General features: G+C 70.5%; 14 protein-coding genes. 9 read left to right on the plus strand and 5 right to left on the minus strand.

The window, feature by feature from the left end; translation table 11 throughout:
* Positions 1 to 46: 46 nt before the first annotated feature.
* On the minus strand, positions 47 to 835 hold the full coding sequence (locus tag CLV43_RS10740) for an SDR family NAD(P)-dependent oxidoreductase (protein WP_106187529.1): 789 nt from the start codon (positions 833 to 835) through the stop codon (positions 47 to 49).
* A gap of 81 nt (positions 836 to 916) precedes the next feature.
* Here CLV43_RS10740 and CLV43_RS10745 point away from each other — a divergent pair, with 81 nt between their 5' ends.
* The 5 genes from CLV43_RS10745 (at position 917) to CLV43_RS10765 (ending at position 5,619) form a co-directional block, all read left to right on the plus strand.
* Complete coding sequence (locus CLV43_RS10745; protein WP_170155833.1) at positions 917 to 2,086, plus strand: L,D-transpeptidase; 1,170 nt, start codon at positions 917 to 919, stop codon at positions 2,084 to 2,086.
* Positions 2,087 to 2,124: 38 nt separating this feature from the next.
* Positions 2,125 to 2,913 carry an alpha/beta fold hydrolase gene (locus CLV43_RS10750; protein ID WP_106186969.1) on the plus strand — a complete coding sequence of 263 codons (789 nt, stop codon included), beginning with the start codon at positions 2,125 to 2,127 and terminating at the stop codon, positions 2,911 to 2,913.
* Complete coding sequence (gene mshA / locus CLV43_RS10755; RefSeq protein WP_211304322.1) at positions 2,910 to 4,163, plus strand: D-inositol-3-phosphate glycosyltransferase; 1,254 nt, start codon at positions 2,910 to 2,912, stop codon at positions 4,161 to 4,163. The genes CLV43_RS10750 and mshA overlap by 4 nt, the downstream gene beginning before the upstream one ends.
* Positions 4,160 to 4,639 (plus strand): type III secretion system chaperone family protein, encoded by a 480-nt coding sequence (locus CLV43_RS10760; protein WP_106186970.1) that lies wholly within the window; start codon positions 4,160 to 4,162, stop codon positions 4,637 to 4,639. Before mshA ends, CLV43_RS10760 begins: the two co-directional genes overlap by 4 nt.
* An 80-nt stretch (positions 4,640 to 4,719) precedes the next feature.
* Positions 4,720 to 5,619, plus strand: coding sequence for a DUF4349 domain-containing protein (locus CLV43_RS10765; protein ID WP_106186971.1), 900 nt, complete (start codon positions 4,720 to 4,722; stop codon positions 5,617 to 5,619).
* A gap of 539 nt (positions 5,620 to 6,158) precedes the next feature.
* Here CLV43_RS10765 and CLV43_RS10770 read toward each other — a convergent pair.
* Positions 6,159 to 7,736 (minus strand): 4-coumarate--CoA ligase family protein, encoded by a 1,578-nt coding sequence (locus CLV43_RS10770; protein WP_106186972.1) that lies wholly within the window; start codon positions 7,734 to 7,736, stop codon positions 6,159 to 6,161.
* 459 nt (positions 7,737 to 8,195) lie between these two features.
* Positions 8,196 to 9,611, minus strand: a complete 1,416-nt coding sequence (locus CLV43_RS10775; RefSeq protein ID WP_245886279.1) for an MFS transporter — start codon at positions 9,609 to 9,611, stop codon at positions 8,196 to 8,198.
* Between the two features lie 52 nt (positions 9,612 to 9,663).
* On the opposite strand from CLV43_RS10775, the gene CLV43_RS10780 reads away from it, so the two are divergent.
* Complete coding sequence (locus CLV43_RS10780; RefSeq protein ID WP_106186974.1) at positions 9,664 to 10,386, plus strand: TetR/AcrR family transcriptional regulator; 723 nt, start codon at positions 9,664 to 9,666, stop codon at positions 10,384 to 10,386.
* A 73-nt stretch (positions 10,387 to 10,459) separates the two neighbouring features.
* Here CLV43_RS10780 and CLV43_RS10785 read toward each other — a convergent pair whose 3' ends face one another.
* Positions 10,460 to 11,053 (minus strand): TetR/AcrR family transcriptional regulator, encoded by a 594-nt coding sequence (locus CLV43_RS10785; protein ID WP_106186975.1) that lies wholly within the window; start codon positions 11,051 to 11,053, stop codon positions 10,460 to 10,462.
* A gap of 121 nt (positions 11,054 to 11,174) precedes the next feature.
* On the opposite strand from CLV43_RS10785, the gene CLV43_RS10790 reads away from it, so the two are divergent.
* Both CLV43_RS10790 and CLV43_RS10795 read left to right on the plus strand, forming a co-directional pair.
* Positions 11,175 to 12,725, plus strand: coding sequence for an MDR family MFS transporter (locus CLV43_RS10790; protein ID WP_106187531.1), 1,551 nt, complete (start codon positions 11,175 to 11,177; stop codon positions 12,723 to 12,725).
* Positions 12,726 to 12,786: 61 nt separating this feature from the next.
* Positions 12,787 to 13,533, plus strand: a complete 747-nt coding sequence (locus CLV43_RS10795; protein ID WP_106186976.1) for a phosphoglyceromutase — start codon at positions 12,787 to 12,789, stop codon at positions 13,531 to 13,533.
* Here CLV43_RS10795 and CLV43_RS10800 read toward each other — a convergent pair.
* Positions 13,530 to 14,156, minus strand: a complete 627-nt coding sequence (locus CLV43_RS10800; protein WP_106186977.1) for a helix-turn-helix transcriptional regulator — start codon at positions 14,154 to 14,156, stop codon at positions 13,530 to 13,532. The two genes, CLV43_RS10795 and CLV43_RS10800, sit on opposite strands and share 4 nt — an antisense overlap.
* A gap of 66 nt (positions 14,157 to 14,222) precedes the next feature.
* Between CLV43_RS10800 and CLV43_RS10805 the strand changes: the two genes are divergently transcribed.
* Positions 14,223 to 15,020 (plus strand): oxidoreductase, encoded by a 798-nt coding sequence (locus tag CLV43_RS10805; protein ID WP_106186978.1) that lies wholly within the window; start codon positions 14,223 to 14,225, stop codon positions 15,018 to 15,020.
* Positions 15,021 to 15,083: the final 63 nt, after the last annotated feature.

Below are 15,083 nucleotides of genomic sequence, written 5' to 3' on the forward strand. Positions count from 1 at the left end.
CGTCCAGGCGGCCTCGCCGGAGTCTCCGGAGGAGCGACAATCAGATTCAGGTACGGCTGACCCTGGTGGCCGAGGCCTGGTCGCGGGGGCGGAGGACGATCTGGTCCAGGTTCACGTGCGAGGGCCTGGTGACCGCGAACGAGATCACGTCGGCCACGTCGTCGGCGGTCAGCGGCGTCATGCCCTTGTACACGCCCGCGGCCCGCTCGGCGTCGCCGCCGAAGCGCAGCAGCGAGAAGTCGGTCTCGACCATGCCCGGCAGGATCTCGGTGAACCGGACGGGCTGCCCGAGCAGCTCGCCGCGCAGGCTGCGGTGCAGGGCGGCCTGCGCGTGCTTGGCGGAGGTGTAGCCGGAGCCGTTGTCGTAGACCTCGAAGGCCGCGATGGACGTCACGGTCACCACGTGGCCGTCGCCCGAGGCGATCAGCTTCGGCAGCAGCCCCTTGGTCACCCGGAGCGTGCCGAGGACGTTCGTCTCCCACATCCAGCGGTAGTCGTCCTCGTCGTACTCGGCGACGGGCGCCATCCCGCGGGCGCCGCCCGCGTTGTTGACCAGCACGTCGACCTCGGGCACGCGCTCCAGGAAGGCGGCGACGGAGTCGGCGTCGGTCACGTCCAGCTCGACAGCGGTCCCCTGGACGTCATCCGCGATACCCTGGAGGCGGTCGAGTCGACGGGCTGCCAGCACAACGTGGAATCCCTCGGCGGCGAGCTTGCGGGCGGTCGCTTCCCCGATTCCCGCGCTCGCTCCGGTCACAACGGCGGTTCGACGGTCGTTTGTCACGCGACGATCTTGCCGTGCTGGTCCGATCGGCGCACCGGCTATGACGAGCATCACCACCACCCGGTGGGCACTTCGGCCGTGCCGGGACGTCTTTCGTTCGTGGGGGACATTTCAGCGAGGCTTTGGAGGTCGATCGTGCGGACGAAGCTTCGGGCCGTGACCGCGTTCCTGCTGGGTGCGGCACTGCTCGCCGGGTGCTCCAGCACCGAGGCGGGCAAGGCGAGCCCCGAGGGTGCCGGGGGTTCGCCGCAGGAGCAGGCCTCCATCGCGAAGTTCACCGCCGTCCCCGCCGCGGACGCCAAGGACGCCCCGGTGAACGTGCCGGTCAACGTCACGGTCTCCGACGGCACGATCGACGAGGTCGCGGTCAGCAACCCGGAGGGCAAGCCCGTCGCGGGCAAGCTGGCCGACGACAAGAAGTCGTGGTCGACCACCGAGCCGCTGGGCTACGGGAAGTCGTACACCTACAGCGGCAAGGCGACCGGCACGGACGGCAAGACCGCCGAGCTCAAGGGCGGTTTCTCCACGGTCGCGCCCGCCTCGCAGATCCGCGGCACGCTGTTCCCGACCGACGACCAGACGATGGGCGTGGCCATCCCCATCATGGTCAAGTTCGACGCCCCGGTGACCGACCGCGCCACCGTGCAGAAGGCGCTGACCGTGACGAACAGCGCCAACGTGAAGGGCTCCTGGGCCTGGCTGGGCGACCAGGAGGTGCACTACCGCCCCGAGGCCTACTGGCCCGCGGGCGCCAAGGTGCACGTCGAGGCCAAGCTCTACGGGGTCGCCTACGGCGGCGGCGCGTACGGCGCGTCCGACGTGACCAGCGACTTCACCATCGGCCGCAACCAGGTCGTGAAGATCGACACCCCGTCGCACCAGCTCGTGGTGCAGCGCGACGGCCAGACCGTCGCCAGCTACCCGGCGAGCTTCGGCCGCGACGAGGACCCCGAGCTGACCACTCCCAACGGCACCTTCATCGTCATGCAGAAGGACGACCAGTGGAGCTTCGACAACCCGCAGTACGGCTACACCAACGTGCTGAAGAAGTGGGCCGTGCGGTTCTCCAACCACGGTGAGTTCATCCACGAGAACAACGACAACGCCGCGAACATCGGCAAGAACAACACCTCGCACGGCTGCGCGAACCTCACCGAGGCGGACGCGAAGGCCTACTACGACACCGCGATGATCGGCGACCCGGTCGAGGTCGTGGGCTCCATCACCACGCTGCCCGCGAAGTACGACTGGTACGACTGGCAGATCCCGTGGGCCCAGTGGCAGACCATGTCGGCCGCCTGAGCGGGAAGTCTTCGACGGGATCCGGTGTTGATCCCGTCGTGCAGAAAACTATCCACACCGCGCGCGGTGTCCGGCTGGCGGTCCACGAGGCGGGTCCGGCCGACGGGCCCGCGGTGGTGCTGGTGCACGGCTGGGCCCAGTCCGGTGCGGCGTGGGCCGCGGTCGACGGGTTCCGGACGTTCGCGGTCGACCTCCGCGGTCACGGCGACTCCGAGGAGCCCGCGGACGGCTACGGCGACCCGACGGCGTGGGCGGACGACCTGGCGGCGGTGCTGGCCCACGTGGGCCGTCCCGCGGTGCTGGTCGGCTGGTCCTACGGCGGCCTCGTGGTCACGGACTACCTGCGGGTGCACGGGACGTCCCGGGTCCGAGGGCTCGTCCTTGTCGGCGCGATCACCGGGATCGGCCGTGGCCGGGCGGGCGGCCGGATCGGGCCGGTGATGCGCGCGGCCGTGCCCGCCGCCCTCGCCGACGACGCCGCGCTGGCCGTGTTCTGCGCCGCCATGGCCCCCTCGCTGCCCGCGGAAACCATTGAGCGGCTGACCGGGGCCGCGCTGCGGGTGTCGCCCGCGGTGCGCGCCGCCCTGTTCGACCGGGACGTCGACAACACCGACGTGCTGGCCGCCGTGGACGTGCCCGCGGTGGTGCTGCACGGCCTCGACGACGGCGTGGTCGCGCCGTCGGCCGCCGAGCACAACGCGGCCGCGATCCCCGGCGCCCGCCTGGTGCTGCTGCCCGACACCGCGCACCTGCCGTTCCTGGAGCGCCCGGCGGAGTTCGCCGCCGCCCTCTCGACGGTCGCCCGGCTCGCGGAGGTGGCCGGGTGAAGCGGATCGCGGTGCTCTCGGTGCACACCTCGCCGCTGGAGCAGCCCGGCACCGGCGACGCGGGCGGCATGAACGTCTACATCGTGCAGACCGCCACCCGGATGGCCGCGCTCGGCGTGGACGTGGAGATCTTCACCAGGGCCACCAGCTCCGGGCTGCCGCCGGTGGTCGAGATGGCGCCCGGCATCAAGGTCCGGCACGTCGTCGCGGGCCCGTTCGAAGGCCTCGGCAAGGAGGAGCTGCCCGGCCAGCTGTGCGCGTTCACTGCGGGCGTGCTGCGCGCGGAGGCCCGCCACGAGCCCGGCTACTACGACGCGATCCACTCGCACTACTGGCTGTCCGGCCAGGTCGGCTGGCTCGCCCGTGAACGCTGGGGCGTGCCGCTGGTGCACACCGCGCACACCCTGGCCAAGGTCAAGAACGCCGCGCTGGCCGACGGCGACACCCCGGAGCCGCGGATGCGGGTGATCGGCGAGGAGCAGGTGGTCGAGGAGGCCGACCGGCTCGTCGCGAACACCGACGTCGAGGCCGTCGAGCTGGTCGGGCTCTACGACGCGGCCCCGGAGAAGGTGCTGACCATCCCGCCGGGCGTCGACCTGGAGACGTTCACCCCCGGCGACCGCACCGCCGCCCGCGCCTCGCTGGACCTGCGGCCGGACCAGGTCGTGCTCGCGTTCGTCGGCCGCATCCAGCCGTTGAAGGCGCCCGACGTGCTGCTGCGCGCCGCCGCCGAGCTGCTGGCGCGCGACCCGTCGCTGCGCTCGCGGCTGGTGGTGCTCGTGGTCGGCGGACCGTCGGGCACCGGGCTCGAGGAGCCGAGGGCGTTGCAGCGGCTCGCCGACGAGCTGGGCATCACCGACGTGGTGCGGTTCCTGCTGCCGCTGGCCGGCGGCGACCTGGCCGAGGTGTACCGGGCGGCCGACGTGGTCGCGGTGCCCAGCTACAACGAGTCGTTCGGACTGGTGGCCCTGGAGGCGCAGGCGTGCGGCACCCCCGTCGTCGCGGCCTCCGTCGGCGGCCTCCCGGTGGCCGTGCGGCACGGCTTCTCCGGCTTCCTGGTCGACGGGCACGACCCCGCGGAGTGGGCGCGGGCGCTGGCCCACGTGGCGCTGGACCCGGAGCTGCGCGCCCGCCTGGCGGGCAACGCGGTCGGCCACGCGCGAGGATTCTCCTGGGAACGCACGACCGACACCCTGTTGGCCGCGTACTCCGACGCGCGCAAGGCGTTCCAGCGGGAGGTCCACCGGTGATCGACGAGGTCATCCAGTCCACGTTGGACGAACGGGAGCTCGCCTACGAGCACAAGGAGCCCGGCAAGTTCTTCGTGACCCTGCCGGGGACCAAGAAGCTCCAGACCAACTGCTGGCTGGTCGCGGGCCGCCACGCGCTGCTCGTGGAGGCGTTCGTCTGCCGCAAGCCCGACGAGGCGCACGAGGCCGTGTACCGGTTCCTGCTGCGCCGCAACGCGAAGCTCTACGGCGTGCACTACACCGTCGACACCGAGGGCGACATCTACCTGGTCGGCCGGATCGGCCTGGCCGCCGTGACGGCCGACGAGCTGGACCGCGTGCTCGGCCAGGTCGTCGAGGCCGCCGACGGCGACTTCAACACGCTGCTGGAGATCGGGTTCGCGGGCGCCATCCAGCGCGAGTGGGACTGGCGGGTCTCGCGCGGCGAGTCGCTGGCCAACCTCCAGGCGTTCAGGCACCTGGTGAACGAGGCCTGATCGTGACCAGGCGGGCGCAACTGGGTGCCCGCGCCCTTCCGTCTACCCCCTGAACGCGGGGCGACTGGAGGGGATCTGACATGGGTAGACGCACGCTCGTGGTGACCGCGCTGGCGGTCATGGCGCTGGCCGGGTGCTCCGGCACCGAGAGCAAGAGCTCCAGCGGGGGCGCGGACGTGGCCGCACCGGCCATCGCCCCCGTCCCCGCTCCCGCGCAGGGCAACAGCACACCCGGCGCCAAGGAGGCCGCACCCGACCAGCGGCAGAACGAGGCCCAACCAGCGGGCACACCATCACCCGACCGCCAGCTCGTCCGCACCGCCGACGTCAGCCTCCGCGGCGAGGACGTCGAGGCGGTGCTGGCGAAGGTCAAGGAGCTCGCCCAGCGCGAAAGCGGCTTCGTCAGCGTCGAGAACTCCAACTCCTCCAGCGGATCGGTCACGCTGCGCGTGCCTGCCGACCGGATGGACGCGCTGCTCAAGGGCATCGGCGAGATCGACGGCACCACGCTGGTCAACCGGTCCGTGAAGTCCGAGGACGTGACCGAACAGGTCGTCGACGTCGAATCCCGCCTCGCCACCCAACGCGCCAGCGTCGACCGCGTGCGCGCCCTGCTGGACCGGGCCGCCACCACGTCGGAGATCACCCAGATCGAGGGCGAGCTGACCAGGCGGCAGAGCGAGCTGGAGTCGTTGCAGCGCAGGCACGACACGCTCAAGGGCCAGGTAGCGCTGTCCACCATCTCCGTGACCATCCGCAAGGAAACCACCGCCAAGCCCGCCGAGGAGGACATCGGCTTCCTCAGCGCCCTAGCCTCCGGCTGGTCCGCCCTCGTCAAGGCGTTCCGCGTCATCGTCGTCGTCATCGGCGCCGTCCTCCCCTTCGCCGCCGTCCTCGGCCTGCTCGGCGCCGCCCTCTGGGCCCTCCGCAAGCGCCGCCGCACCACGAAGACGCCGGCCGCCGTTCCGTCGTCTGAGTGACCGCACGGGAAAGGCCCCCGGCGGGGGATCTTGTCGGGGGCCTTTCCGTGGTGATCAGGGCAGGAGTATTGGGAAACACGCAGTCGCTTGTGAGCACGGTTGCACCAATCTCGACCAAGACGCCCATGGCGTTCCGCAGCATCGGCTACAGAGGGCACATGTCGAATTCCTTGCGGGTCATGACGGCGTTGTCGGCCGCGGTGACAGCGGTTTGCGCTGTGGTCCTGGTGGTCGTCGTGTTGTCGGGGAACGTGACGGTGCAGGTGCAACCACTGCGGACGTGAGGGGACACGTTCAGCGCCGAACTGGAGGTAGGCGCTCCAACACCTTGACCTCACTTGACCGGTTGCGCTGCACACCACAGCCTCGGCTTCGCCCGGTAGAGCGCATGAAAGGGCCCCCGGCGATGATCTTGCCGGGGGCCCTGGTGGCGAAGTGCCGCAGTCAGGGGCAGACGGTGGCATTGGCGGTCCGACCGCCGTTGGCTTGTTCTGCTTGGTCAGACCCTCAACGGGGCCTCGACCAGCACCGCCCAATAGCTACGAGTCCGCCTTCTCCCGCGCCCGGAGGTCCTTGCGCAGGATCTTGCCGGCGGCGGACTTAGGGATGGCTTCGATGAACTCGACGACGCGCACCTTCTTGTGCGGGGCGACGCGGTCGGCGACGAAGGTCATCACGCCGGCGGCGTCGAGGTCGTCGGCGTTGGCTTGGCGGACGACGAAGGCTTTCGGGACTTCTTCGCCGTCGGCGTCGAGGACGCCGACGACGGCGGCGTCGGCGATCTGGGGGTGGGTCAGGAGGACGGCTTCGAGTTCGGCCGGTGGGACCTGGTAGCCCTTGTACTTGATGAGCTCCTTGACCCTGTCGACGATGCTGACGACACCGTCGGCGTCGATGACGGCGACGTCGCCGGTGTGCAGGAAGCCGTCGGCGTCGAGGGTGGCGGAGGTGGCTTCCTCGTTGTTGAGGTAGCCCTTCATGACGTTGGGGCCGCGGCACCACAGCTCGCCGCGTTCGCCGACGCCGACGTCCTCGCCGGTGGCGGGGTCGACGAAGCGGTTCTCCATGTTGGGGTAGATGACGCCGACGGTGCCGACGGAGATGTCGTCGCGGCCCTCGGGGATGGCGTGGCTGACAGGGCTCATCTCGGTCATGCCGTAGCCCTGGAGGACCTTGCAGCCCAGGCGTTTGCGGACCGCGGCCGCGAGGTCGACGTCGAGGGGGGCGGCGCCGGAGAAGATGGTGTCGATGGCGGAGAGGTCGAACTGGTCGACCAGGGGGTGCTTGGCCAGTGCGACGGCGACCGGCGGGGCGATGTAGACGCGGTCGGTGCGGTGCTCGGCGATGACCCGCAGGAACTCGGGGAGGTCGAAGCGGGGCATGGTGACGACGGTGGCGCCGACGGAGAGGCCGTTGTTCATCAGGACCTGCATGCCGTAGATGTGGAAGAACGGCAGGACGGCCAGGATGCGGGTGTCGCCGCCGATGTTGATGATCGGCGTGGACTGGACGATGTTCGCCACGAGGTTGCGGTGGGTGAGCATCACGCCCTTGGCCTTGCCGGTGGTGCCCGAGGAGTAGGGCAGCACGGCGACGTCCTCGGCCGGGTCGATCACCACCTCCGGCACGGGGCCGGTGCTCGCGAGCAGCGTCGTGAGGGACGGGTGGCCCTCGGCGCCGTCGAGCACGACGACGTCGTCGTCGGTGAGACCCACCTGCTGGGCCGCGGGCAGGCCGTTGGGCAGCAGCACCGAGACGGTGAAGAGCATCTTGGCGCCCGCGTCGGCGAGCTGGCTGGCCACCTCGTTCGCGGTGTAGAGCGCGTTGATCGTGGTGGCGGTGGCGCCCGCGCGCAGGATGCCGTGGAAGACGACCGCGTAGTACGGCGTGTTGGGGCTGAGGATGCCCACCACGTCGCCCTTGCCGATCCCCCTCTCGGCGAGAGCGGCGGCGAGCCTGTCGATCGCGCCCGCGAGCTGCCCGTAGGTCATCTCGGCGCCGGAGGTGCCGTCGATGAGCGCCACGCGGTCGGCGCGCTCGGCGACGTCCGCGAACAACAGCTCGTGCAAGGAGACGTCCGGGACCACTACGTCGGGGAACGGACTGCGGAAGATCATGCGGCGGCCTCATTCGGTCGGTCGTTGCACCGTGATCGCGTCATCGTGTGTCACCCCACACCACAGGTCAAGGCGTAGCAAGACGTTACCGACGGAGACCAATAGCACTCGAATGGAGTAGTGGTTGACCTTGTGGACGCCGGGCCGGATCTGCGAAGTTGACAGGGCCTGCGCGGCTCGGCTCCCACGCACTCCACGAGCCCCGCAGGGAACCTCGCGGTTCGCAAACCCCCCGTCGAACCGCGGCCCGCTGGACTTCCGGGCTCCCCCCGCCCGATGTCCGCTCTAGCGGGGAACCAACGCGGGGTGGTCCGAGTTGTGACTCCCCCTCTCTCCCGGACCGCCCCGCGCTTCCCCCGCCGTGTTGCTCTGAGTAGCTTTTTCGTCAGAAACCGATGCTCAATTGGCTGACAGGGTGACCTGGGCTTTCACCCGACCGGGAAGTAGATCCCCCCGAGGTCACGCTTCCGCGCGCTGGGCGTGTTTCGGCAGCAGCCAGACCAGGGCGAAGGTGAGCAGGCACAGGGTGGCGGCGAGGGCGATGACCAGCTCGGTCGCGTAGGTGGTGGTGGCGTGGTCGGCGCTGGTGAAGAAGACGGTGCCGAGTGCGGCCACGCCGATGGCGGCGGAGAACTGCTGGACGGCGTTGAGCATGCCCGAGCCGGTGCCGATCTCGTCGGTGGTGGCGTCGCCGAGGACGAAGTCGAAGAGGGGGACGAAGACCAGGCCGGTGCCGAAGCCGGTGACCAGCAGGGCCGGGGCGAGGGTGGTGGAGGTGGTGGGCGGGGCGGAGATGGTCCACCAGAGGGCGAGCAGGCCGAGGACGGTCAGGCCGAGGCCGAGGTGGAGGGTGGTGCGGCCGAGCTTGCGGGTGAGCACGGCACCTGCCAGGACGACGGCCACGGCGCTGCCGAGCGCCCAGGGGATGAGGGTGAGGCTGGTGTGCAGCGGGGTCCAGTGCAGGCCCAGTTGCAGGAGCAGGGTGAGGGCCAGCTGGAAACCGCTCGACGAGGCGTAGAAGCACGCGACGACGGCCAGGCCGACGACGAAGCCGCGCCTGGTGAACAGGGTGGGGGCGATCACCGGGTGGGGGCTGCGGCGTTCGGAGGAGACGAACAGGGCCAGGGTGGCGACCGCGCCCGCGATGGACAGGTGGGTCCACGGCGGCCAGCCGAGCTCGCGGCCCTGGACCAGGGGGATGATCAGCAGGGCTGAGGCGAGCGTGAGCAGGGCGACGCCGCGCAGGTCGAGGCGGGTCGTCCTGTCCTCGCCGGTGCGGTGCGGCAGGTAGCGCAGGCCGAGGGGCAGGGCCGCGAGGCCGATCGGCACGTTGACCAGGAAGATCGAGCGCCACTGGGCGCCGAACAGGTCGAGGTGCAGCAGCCAGCCCGCGGCGATCGGACCCGCCACCGTCGCGAGGCCCATGACGGGGCCAAACGGGATGAGGGCCTTGCGCAGCTCCTGGGGCGGGAAGACGAAGGCGACCATCGCGAAGCCCTGCGGGATCATCACGGACCCGAACAGCCCTTGCAGGACGCGGGCGGCGATCAGGAAACCGACGCCGGGCGCCAGGCCGCAGGCCAGCGAGGCGAGCGTGAAACCGGTCATGCCCAGCAGGAACAGCCTGCGCCGGCCGAACAGGTCGCCCAGCCGTCCGGACGTGACCAGGCCGATGGCGAACGCCGCGGTGTAGGCGGTGAGCACCCACTGCACGGTGCTGTCCGCGCCGCCGAGGTCGGCCCGGATCGACGGGCCCGCGAGGGTGGCGATGGTCGAGTCGACCACGTCCATGACGTCGGCGACGACGACCACCAGGAGCACGAGCCAGGCGCTTCGGAGGGGAGGAGCAGTCAGCGAACTATGTTCGATACTCACGAACAAAGTTCTACGCATCGAATGACGTTCGTGTCAAGGTACGCTCATCCGCATGCCAGCCGACCCGAGACAGCGCCGCGCTGCCCGGCACGCCCAGCCGGTCGCCACCCCGGCGCGGCAGCCGCGCCGGAAGGAGCCGATCACCGTCGACCGGATCACCGACGCCGCGCTGGAGGTCGTCGCCACCCAGGGCTACGACGCCCTGACGATGCGCAGCGTCGCCGCCGTGCTCGACACGGGCCCCGCCTCGCTGTACGCGCACGTGGTCAACAAGGCCGACGTCGACGAGCTGGTCATCGGCAGGCTCTGCACCCGGCTGGTGCTGCCCGAACCCGACCCCGCGACGTGGCGCGAGCAGATCTTCGACGTCTGCGCCCAGATCCGCGACCAGTACCTGGAGTACCCCGGCGTCTCCCAGGCAGCGCTGGCGATGTTCTCCACCAACCTCGACGTGCTGCGCGTCAACGAGGGGATGCTGGCCATCCTGCTCGCGGGCGGCGTCGAGCCCCGGAAGGCGGCCTGGGCGATCGACGCCCTCTCGCTCTACGTCAGCGCCTACGCGCTGGAGATCTCCCTGGTGGCGCAGCGGCGCCGCCAGGTGGAGGACGACTGGGTGGTCGGCCGCGAGGAGCTCGTCAGCCGGTTCGCCGCGCTGCCCGCCGACCGCTTCCCGCAGACCAGGCGCTACGCCGCCGAGCTGACCTCCGGCACCGGCCACGAGCGCTTCGACTTCACGCTCGGTCTGATCGTCGACAACCTCACCCGGAGCCCGTAGGTCCGCGCCGAGGTGTGGAACCCCTTGTCCCGCAAGGGGAGCGCTGACGCCTCCGCACCGTCCGAAGTGGACGTCAGGAGGGCGTGATCGCGGCGGCCAGGCCGGGGGCGAGCAGGCCCGCGGTCTCGGCGGCGGCGCGGATGATCTCCTCGTCGGTGAGGTCGAGGTTGTGCGAGCCCATGACGGCCAGGTTGGCGCTCATCAGGGCCATGCGGATCTTCAGCAGCTCCAGCGGTGGCGTGTCCGGGCCCGCCATGAGGGCGGAGACCTTCTGCATGCGGTCGAGACCGCCGCCGCCGCCCTTGTGCGGCATGAGGTCGCGCAGGGCGGCCTGGTTGGCGAGGGCGAAGCGGGCGAAGCCGAGACCGCCCTCGACGACGAGGGAGAACCAGCCCGCGGCGATGCGCGCGGTGCGCTCGGGGCTGTGCGGCCGGGCCTCGGCCCACTCGATGAGCGCGTCGAGCGTCGCCAGCCGTTCCTCGAACAGGCTGCGGACGATCGCTTCCTTGCTGTCGAAGTGGTAGTAGAGCGCGGCCTTGGTGATGTCGAGCCGTTCGGCGATCTCGCGCATCGAGGTTGCCTCGTAGCCGTGGACGGTGAAGAGCTCCAGTGCCACGCGGCGGATCTCCGCACGGCGGTCGTCGCCCGTCTTTCGTCGCTGGGTCATGCGCCTGCCTTCGGTCCGTCCGTTTTGCCCATGTCGAGCATAGCGGTTGCTTACCTGCCGGTCAGTAAGTACTCTCTGACCGACCGGTAAGTAAGTTGAGCATCCCGTGAAGGACCGCACGATGACGACAGAAGCCACCCCGGTGGCCGGGACCGGATCCCCGGCCCAGTTCACCCACCGGCAGATCATGGTCACGATGAGCGGTCTGGTCATCGCGATGCTGCTGGCCATGCTCGACAACATGATCGTGGCGCCCGCGCTGCCCACGATCGTCGGAGACCTCGGCGGCCTGAGCCACCTCGCGTGGGTGACGACGGGCTACGTGCTGGCGTCCACGGCGTCCACCCCGATCTGGGGCAAGCTCGGCGACCTGTTCGGCCGCCGGATCACGTTCATCTCGTCCGTGGTGGTGTTCCTGGCGGGCTCGGCGCTGGCCGGGATGTCGCAGAACATGGGCGAGCTGATCGCGTTCCGCGCCATGCAGGGCCTCGGCGCGGGCGGCCTGATGGTGGGCGTGCTGTCGATCGTCGGCGAGATGATCCCGCCGCGCGAGCGCAGCAAGTACATGGGCCTGATGATGGCCGTCATGCCGGTCGCGATGATCGGCGGACCGCTCGCGGGCGGCTTCATCACGGACAACTTCTCGTGGCGGTGGGCGTTCTACGTCAACCTGCCGCTGGGTGCGATCGCGCTGGTCGTCTGCTGGTTCACCCTGGCCAAGCTGCCGCGCGGCACCGGCAGGGCGAAGATCGACTGGCTGGGCGCGGGCCTGCTGACCGTGTGGATCACGTCGCTGGTGCTGATCACGAGCTGGGGCGGCACGGAGTACGACTGGTCCTCGCCGACGATCATCGGTCTGGTCGTGCTGACGCTGGCCGCGTTCGTCGCGTTCGTGGTCGTGCAGCGCCGGGTCGCCGAGCCGATCATGCCGCTGCGCGTGTTCACCAACCTCAACTTCAACCTCTCCGGCGGCCTCGCGTTCATCTCGGGCTTCGCGATGTTCGGCGCCGTGACGTTCCTGCCGCAGTTCCAGCAGTTCGTCCAGGGCTCGTCGGCCACCAACAGCGGCCTGCTGCTGATGCCGATGATGATCGCCGCCATGGCGGTGTCGCTCGCCAGCGGCACGATCATCGGCAAGACCGGCCACTACAAGGTTTTCCCCATCGTCGGCAGCACGCTGATCGCCCTGTCGCTCGGCCTGTTCGCCACCATCGACGTCGACACCACCAAGACCACCACGGCGTTCTACATGGTCCTGCTCGGTGCGGGCATGGGCTGCCTGATGCAGACCTCCACGCTGATCGCGCAGAACAGCATCGAGCTGCGCGACATCGGCGCGGGCACCGGCGCGTCGACGTTCCTGCGCAACATGGGCAGCTCGCTCGGCGTGTCCCTGCTGGGCGCGCTCTACACCAGCTCGCTCACCGACTCACTGTCCGGCGGCGGCGCGGCACTGCCCGGCGAGGCCAACCAGATGACGCCCGCCGTCCTCAAGGCCCTGCCCCCGCAGGCGCAGCACGTCTTCCAGACGGCCGTGACCGACGGCGTCACGACCCTGTTCACGGTCGCGGGCTGCGTGGCCGCGGTGGGCATCGTGGTGGCGCTGTTCATCAAGCAGGTGCCCCTGCGCGGCCGGGCCACGGCCGAGGAGGTCGTGGTCGCCGAGGTCTGACCGGTGTGGCGCCGCACTCGCTCCGCTCGCGGGTGCGGCGCCACCCCTTAGGGTTGGGCGCATGTCTGTGGGAACCCTGGTCCTGCTCCGCCACGGCGAGAGCGTGTGGAACGCCGAGAACCTGTTCACCGGCTGGGTGGACGTGCCCCTGTCGGAGAAGGGGGTGGCCGAGGCCAAGCGCGGCGGAGAGCTGCTGAAGGCGGCCGGTGTGCTGCCCGAGGTCCTGCACACCTCGCTGCTGCGCCGGGCGATCATGACGGCGAACCTCGCCCTCGACGCCGCCGACCGGCACTGGATCCCGGTCAAGCGCGACTGGCGGCTCAACGAGCGGCACTACGGCGCCTTGCAGGGCAAGAACAAGAAGCAGACCCTCGAGGAGTTCGGCGAGGAGCAGTTCATGCTCTGGCGCCGCTCCTACGACACCCCGCCGCCGCCCATCGAGCCCGGCACCGAGTTCAGCCAGGACGCAGACCCGCGCTACGCGGACCTCGGCCCCGACCTGCCGCTGACCGAGTGCCTGCTCGACGTGGTGAAGCGGATGATCCCGTACTGGGAGTCCTCCATCGTGCCGGACCTGCGCGCGGGCAAGACCGTGCTGGTCACGGCGCACGGCAACTCGCTGCGCGCGCTGGTGAAGCACCTCGACGGGATCTCCGACGACGACATCGCGGGCCTGAACATCCCGACCGGCATCCCGCTGCGCTACGACCTCGACGAGGCCCTCCAGCCCCTCAAGGTCGGCGGCACCTACCTCGACCCCGACGCGGCCGCCGACGCCATCAAGGCCGTCGCCAACCAGGGCCGCTAGACCAGGCCCAGCTCACGGGCCCGCGACCCCGCCTGGAAGCGGGACGTGGCGCCCATGGCGGCCATCAGCTCGGCCACGCGGCGGCGGTACGTGCGCAGGGACAGCCCCAGCGCCCGTGCCGCCGCCTCGTCGGTCAGGCCGTCGTTCAGCGCCGTGAGGATGCCGGGCGTCAACGGCCGCAGCTCCACCATGGACGCGTCGTGCACCTCCAGGGGGCTGGCGGCCCGCCACGCGGCCTCGTAGAGGGCGTGGATGCCCTGCACGGCCTGCGGGGCCGAGATGACGCTGTAGGACCTCTCGCCGTGCGACATGTCGCCCGCCATGATCACGAACCGGTCGCCGAGCAGCAGCGTCTCGTTGAGGTCGTCCGGGGACACCCGGACCTCCGCCCCCTGCTCGGCCATCACGTGGGCCCGTTGCGACCACGACGGGTCGAGCATCGCGCTGAGCCGGAACATCTTGCGCAGCCGCTTGAGCCGCCTCGGGTTCTTCGGCGCCTCCGCGTTCGTGCTCCACCACGTGAAGAGCGTGTTCGCCGCGCACGCCATCTCGTCGACGTCGAACAGGTGTCCGGCGCGCTCGAACAGCTCGCGTTCGCCGTGCACCACCTCGATCAGGTCCATGCCACGAGCATGGCAGCTTGTGGCCACGACGTGCGGGGCGTGGCAGGTTGCGGTCACCCTTGGCGCATGGAACTCAACGTGAAGCGGATCGGCTACGGCGCCATGCAGCTCGCGGGGCCCGGCGTGTTCGGCCCGCCCGCCGACGCCGACCAGGCGCGCGCCGTGCTGCGCCGCGCGGTCGAGCTGGGCGTGGACCACATCGACACCAGCGACTACTACGGCCCCTACGTCGTGAACGACCTCATCCGCGAGGCGCTGCACCCGTACCCGGACGACCTGGTGCTGGTCACCAAGGTCGGCGCCCGGCGCGACGACACGGGGGCGTGGCTGCCCGCGAACAGCCCCGACGAGCTGCGCTCGGCGGTGCACGACAACCTCAAGCGGCTCGCGGTCGACGTGATCGACGTGGTGAACCTGCGCATCATGTCCGACGACGACGTCACGGCAGGCATGACCGCCCTCGCCGAGCTGCGCGAGCAGGGCCTGATCAAGCACATCGGCGTCAGCAACGTCACCGCCGCGCAGCTGGCCGAGGCGCAGACCGTGGCGCCCGTGGTGTGCGTCCAGAACCAGTACAACCTGGCCCACCGCGACGACGACGCGCTGGTCGACTCCACCGCCGAGCAGGACATCGCCTTCGTGCCGTTCTTCCCGCTCGGCGGGTTCCAGCCGCTCGACCTGGAGCACCTGGAGGTGGTCGCCCGGCGGCACGGCGCGACCTCGCGCCAGGTCGCGCTGGCGTGGCTGCTGCACCGGTCGCCGAACATCCTGCTGATCCCCGGCACGTCCTCGGTCGGGCACCTGGAGGAGAACCTCGCGGCCGGTGGGTTGCAGCTGTCCGAAGAGGACCTCGCCGCGTTCTGAACGCCGGATGGACACGACTGGGTGAACACCGGCTGGACGGGCGAAGAACAAGCGCTCCGGGGG

It is taken from the genome of Umezawaea tangerina (assembly GCF_003002815.1).
In the GTDB taxonomy this organism is placed as follows: Bacteria; Actinomycetota; Actinomycetes; order Mycobacteriales; family Pseudonocardiaceae; genus Umezawaea; species Umezawaea tangerina.

Excerpts from the sequence above, each read along its gene's own strand:
- CLV43_RS10740 (WP_106187529.1), bottom strand. The coding sequence starts at position 835 with ATGCTCGTCATAGCCGGTGCGCCGATCGGACCAGCACGGCAAGATCGT.
- CLV43_RS10765 (WP_106186971.1), top strand. The coding sequence starts at position 4,720 with ATGGGTAGACGCACGCTCGTGGTGACCGCGCTGGCGGTCATGGCGCTG.
- CLV43_RS10770 (WP_106186972.1), bottom strand. The coding sequence starts at position 7,736 with ATGATCTTCCGCAGTCCGTTCCCCGACGTAGTGGTCCCGGACGTCTCC.
- CLV43_RS10780 (WP_106186974.1), top strand. The coding sequence starts at position 9,664 with ATGCCAGCCGACCCGAGACAGCGCCGCGCTGCCCGGCACGCCCAGCCG.
- CLV43_RS10785 (WP_106186975.1), bottom strand. The coding sequence starts at position 11,053 with ATGACCCAGCGACGAAAGACGGGCGACGACCGCCGTGCGGAGATCCGC.
- CLV43_RS10790 (WP_106187531.1), top strand. The coding sequence starts at position 11,175 with ATGACGACAGAAGCCACCCCGGTGGCCGGGACCGGATCCCCGGCCCAG.
- CLV43_RS10795 (WP_106186976.1), top strand. The coding sequence starts at position 12,787 with ATGTCTGTGGGAACCCTGGTCCTGCTCCGCCACGGCGAGAGCGTGTGG.
- CLV43_RS10800 (WP_106186977.1), bottom strand. The coding sequence starts at position 14,156 with ATGGACCTGATCGAGGTGGTGCACGGCGAACGCGAGCTGTTCGAGCGC.
- CLV43_RS10805 (WP_106186978.1), top strand. The coding sequence starts at position 14,223 with ATGGAACTCAACGTGAAGCGGATCGGCTACGGCGCCATGCAGCTCGCG.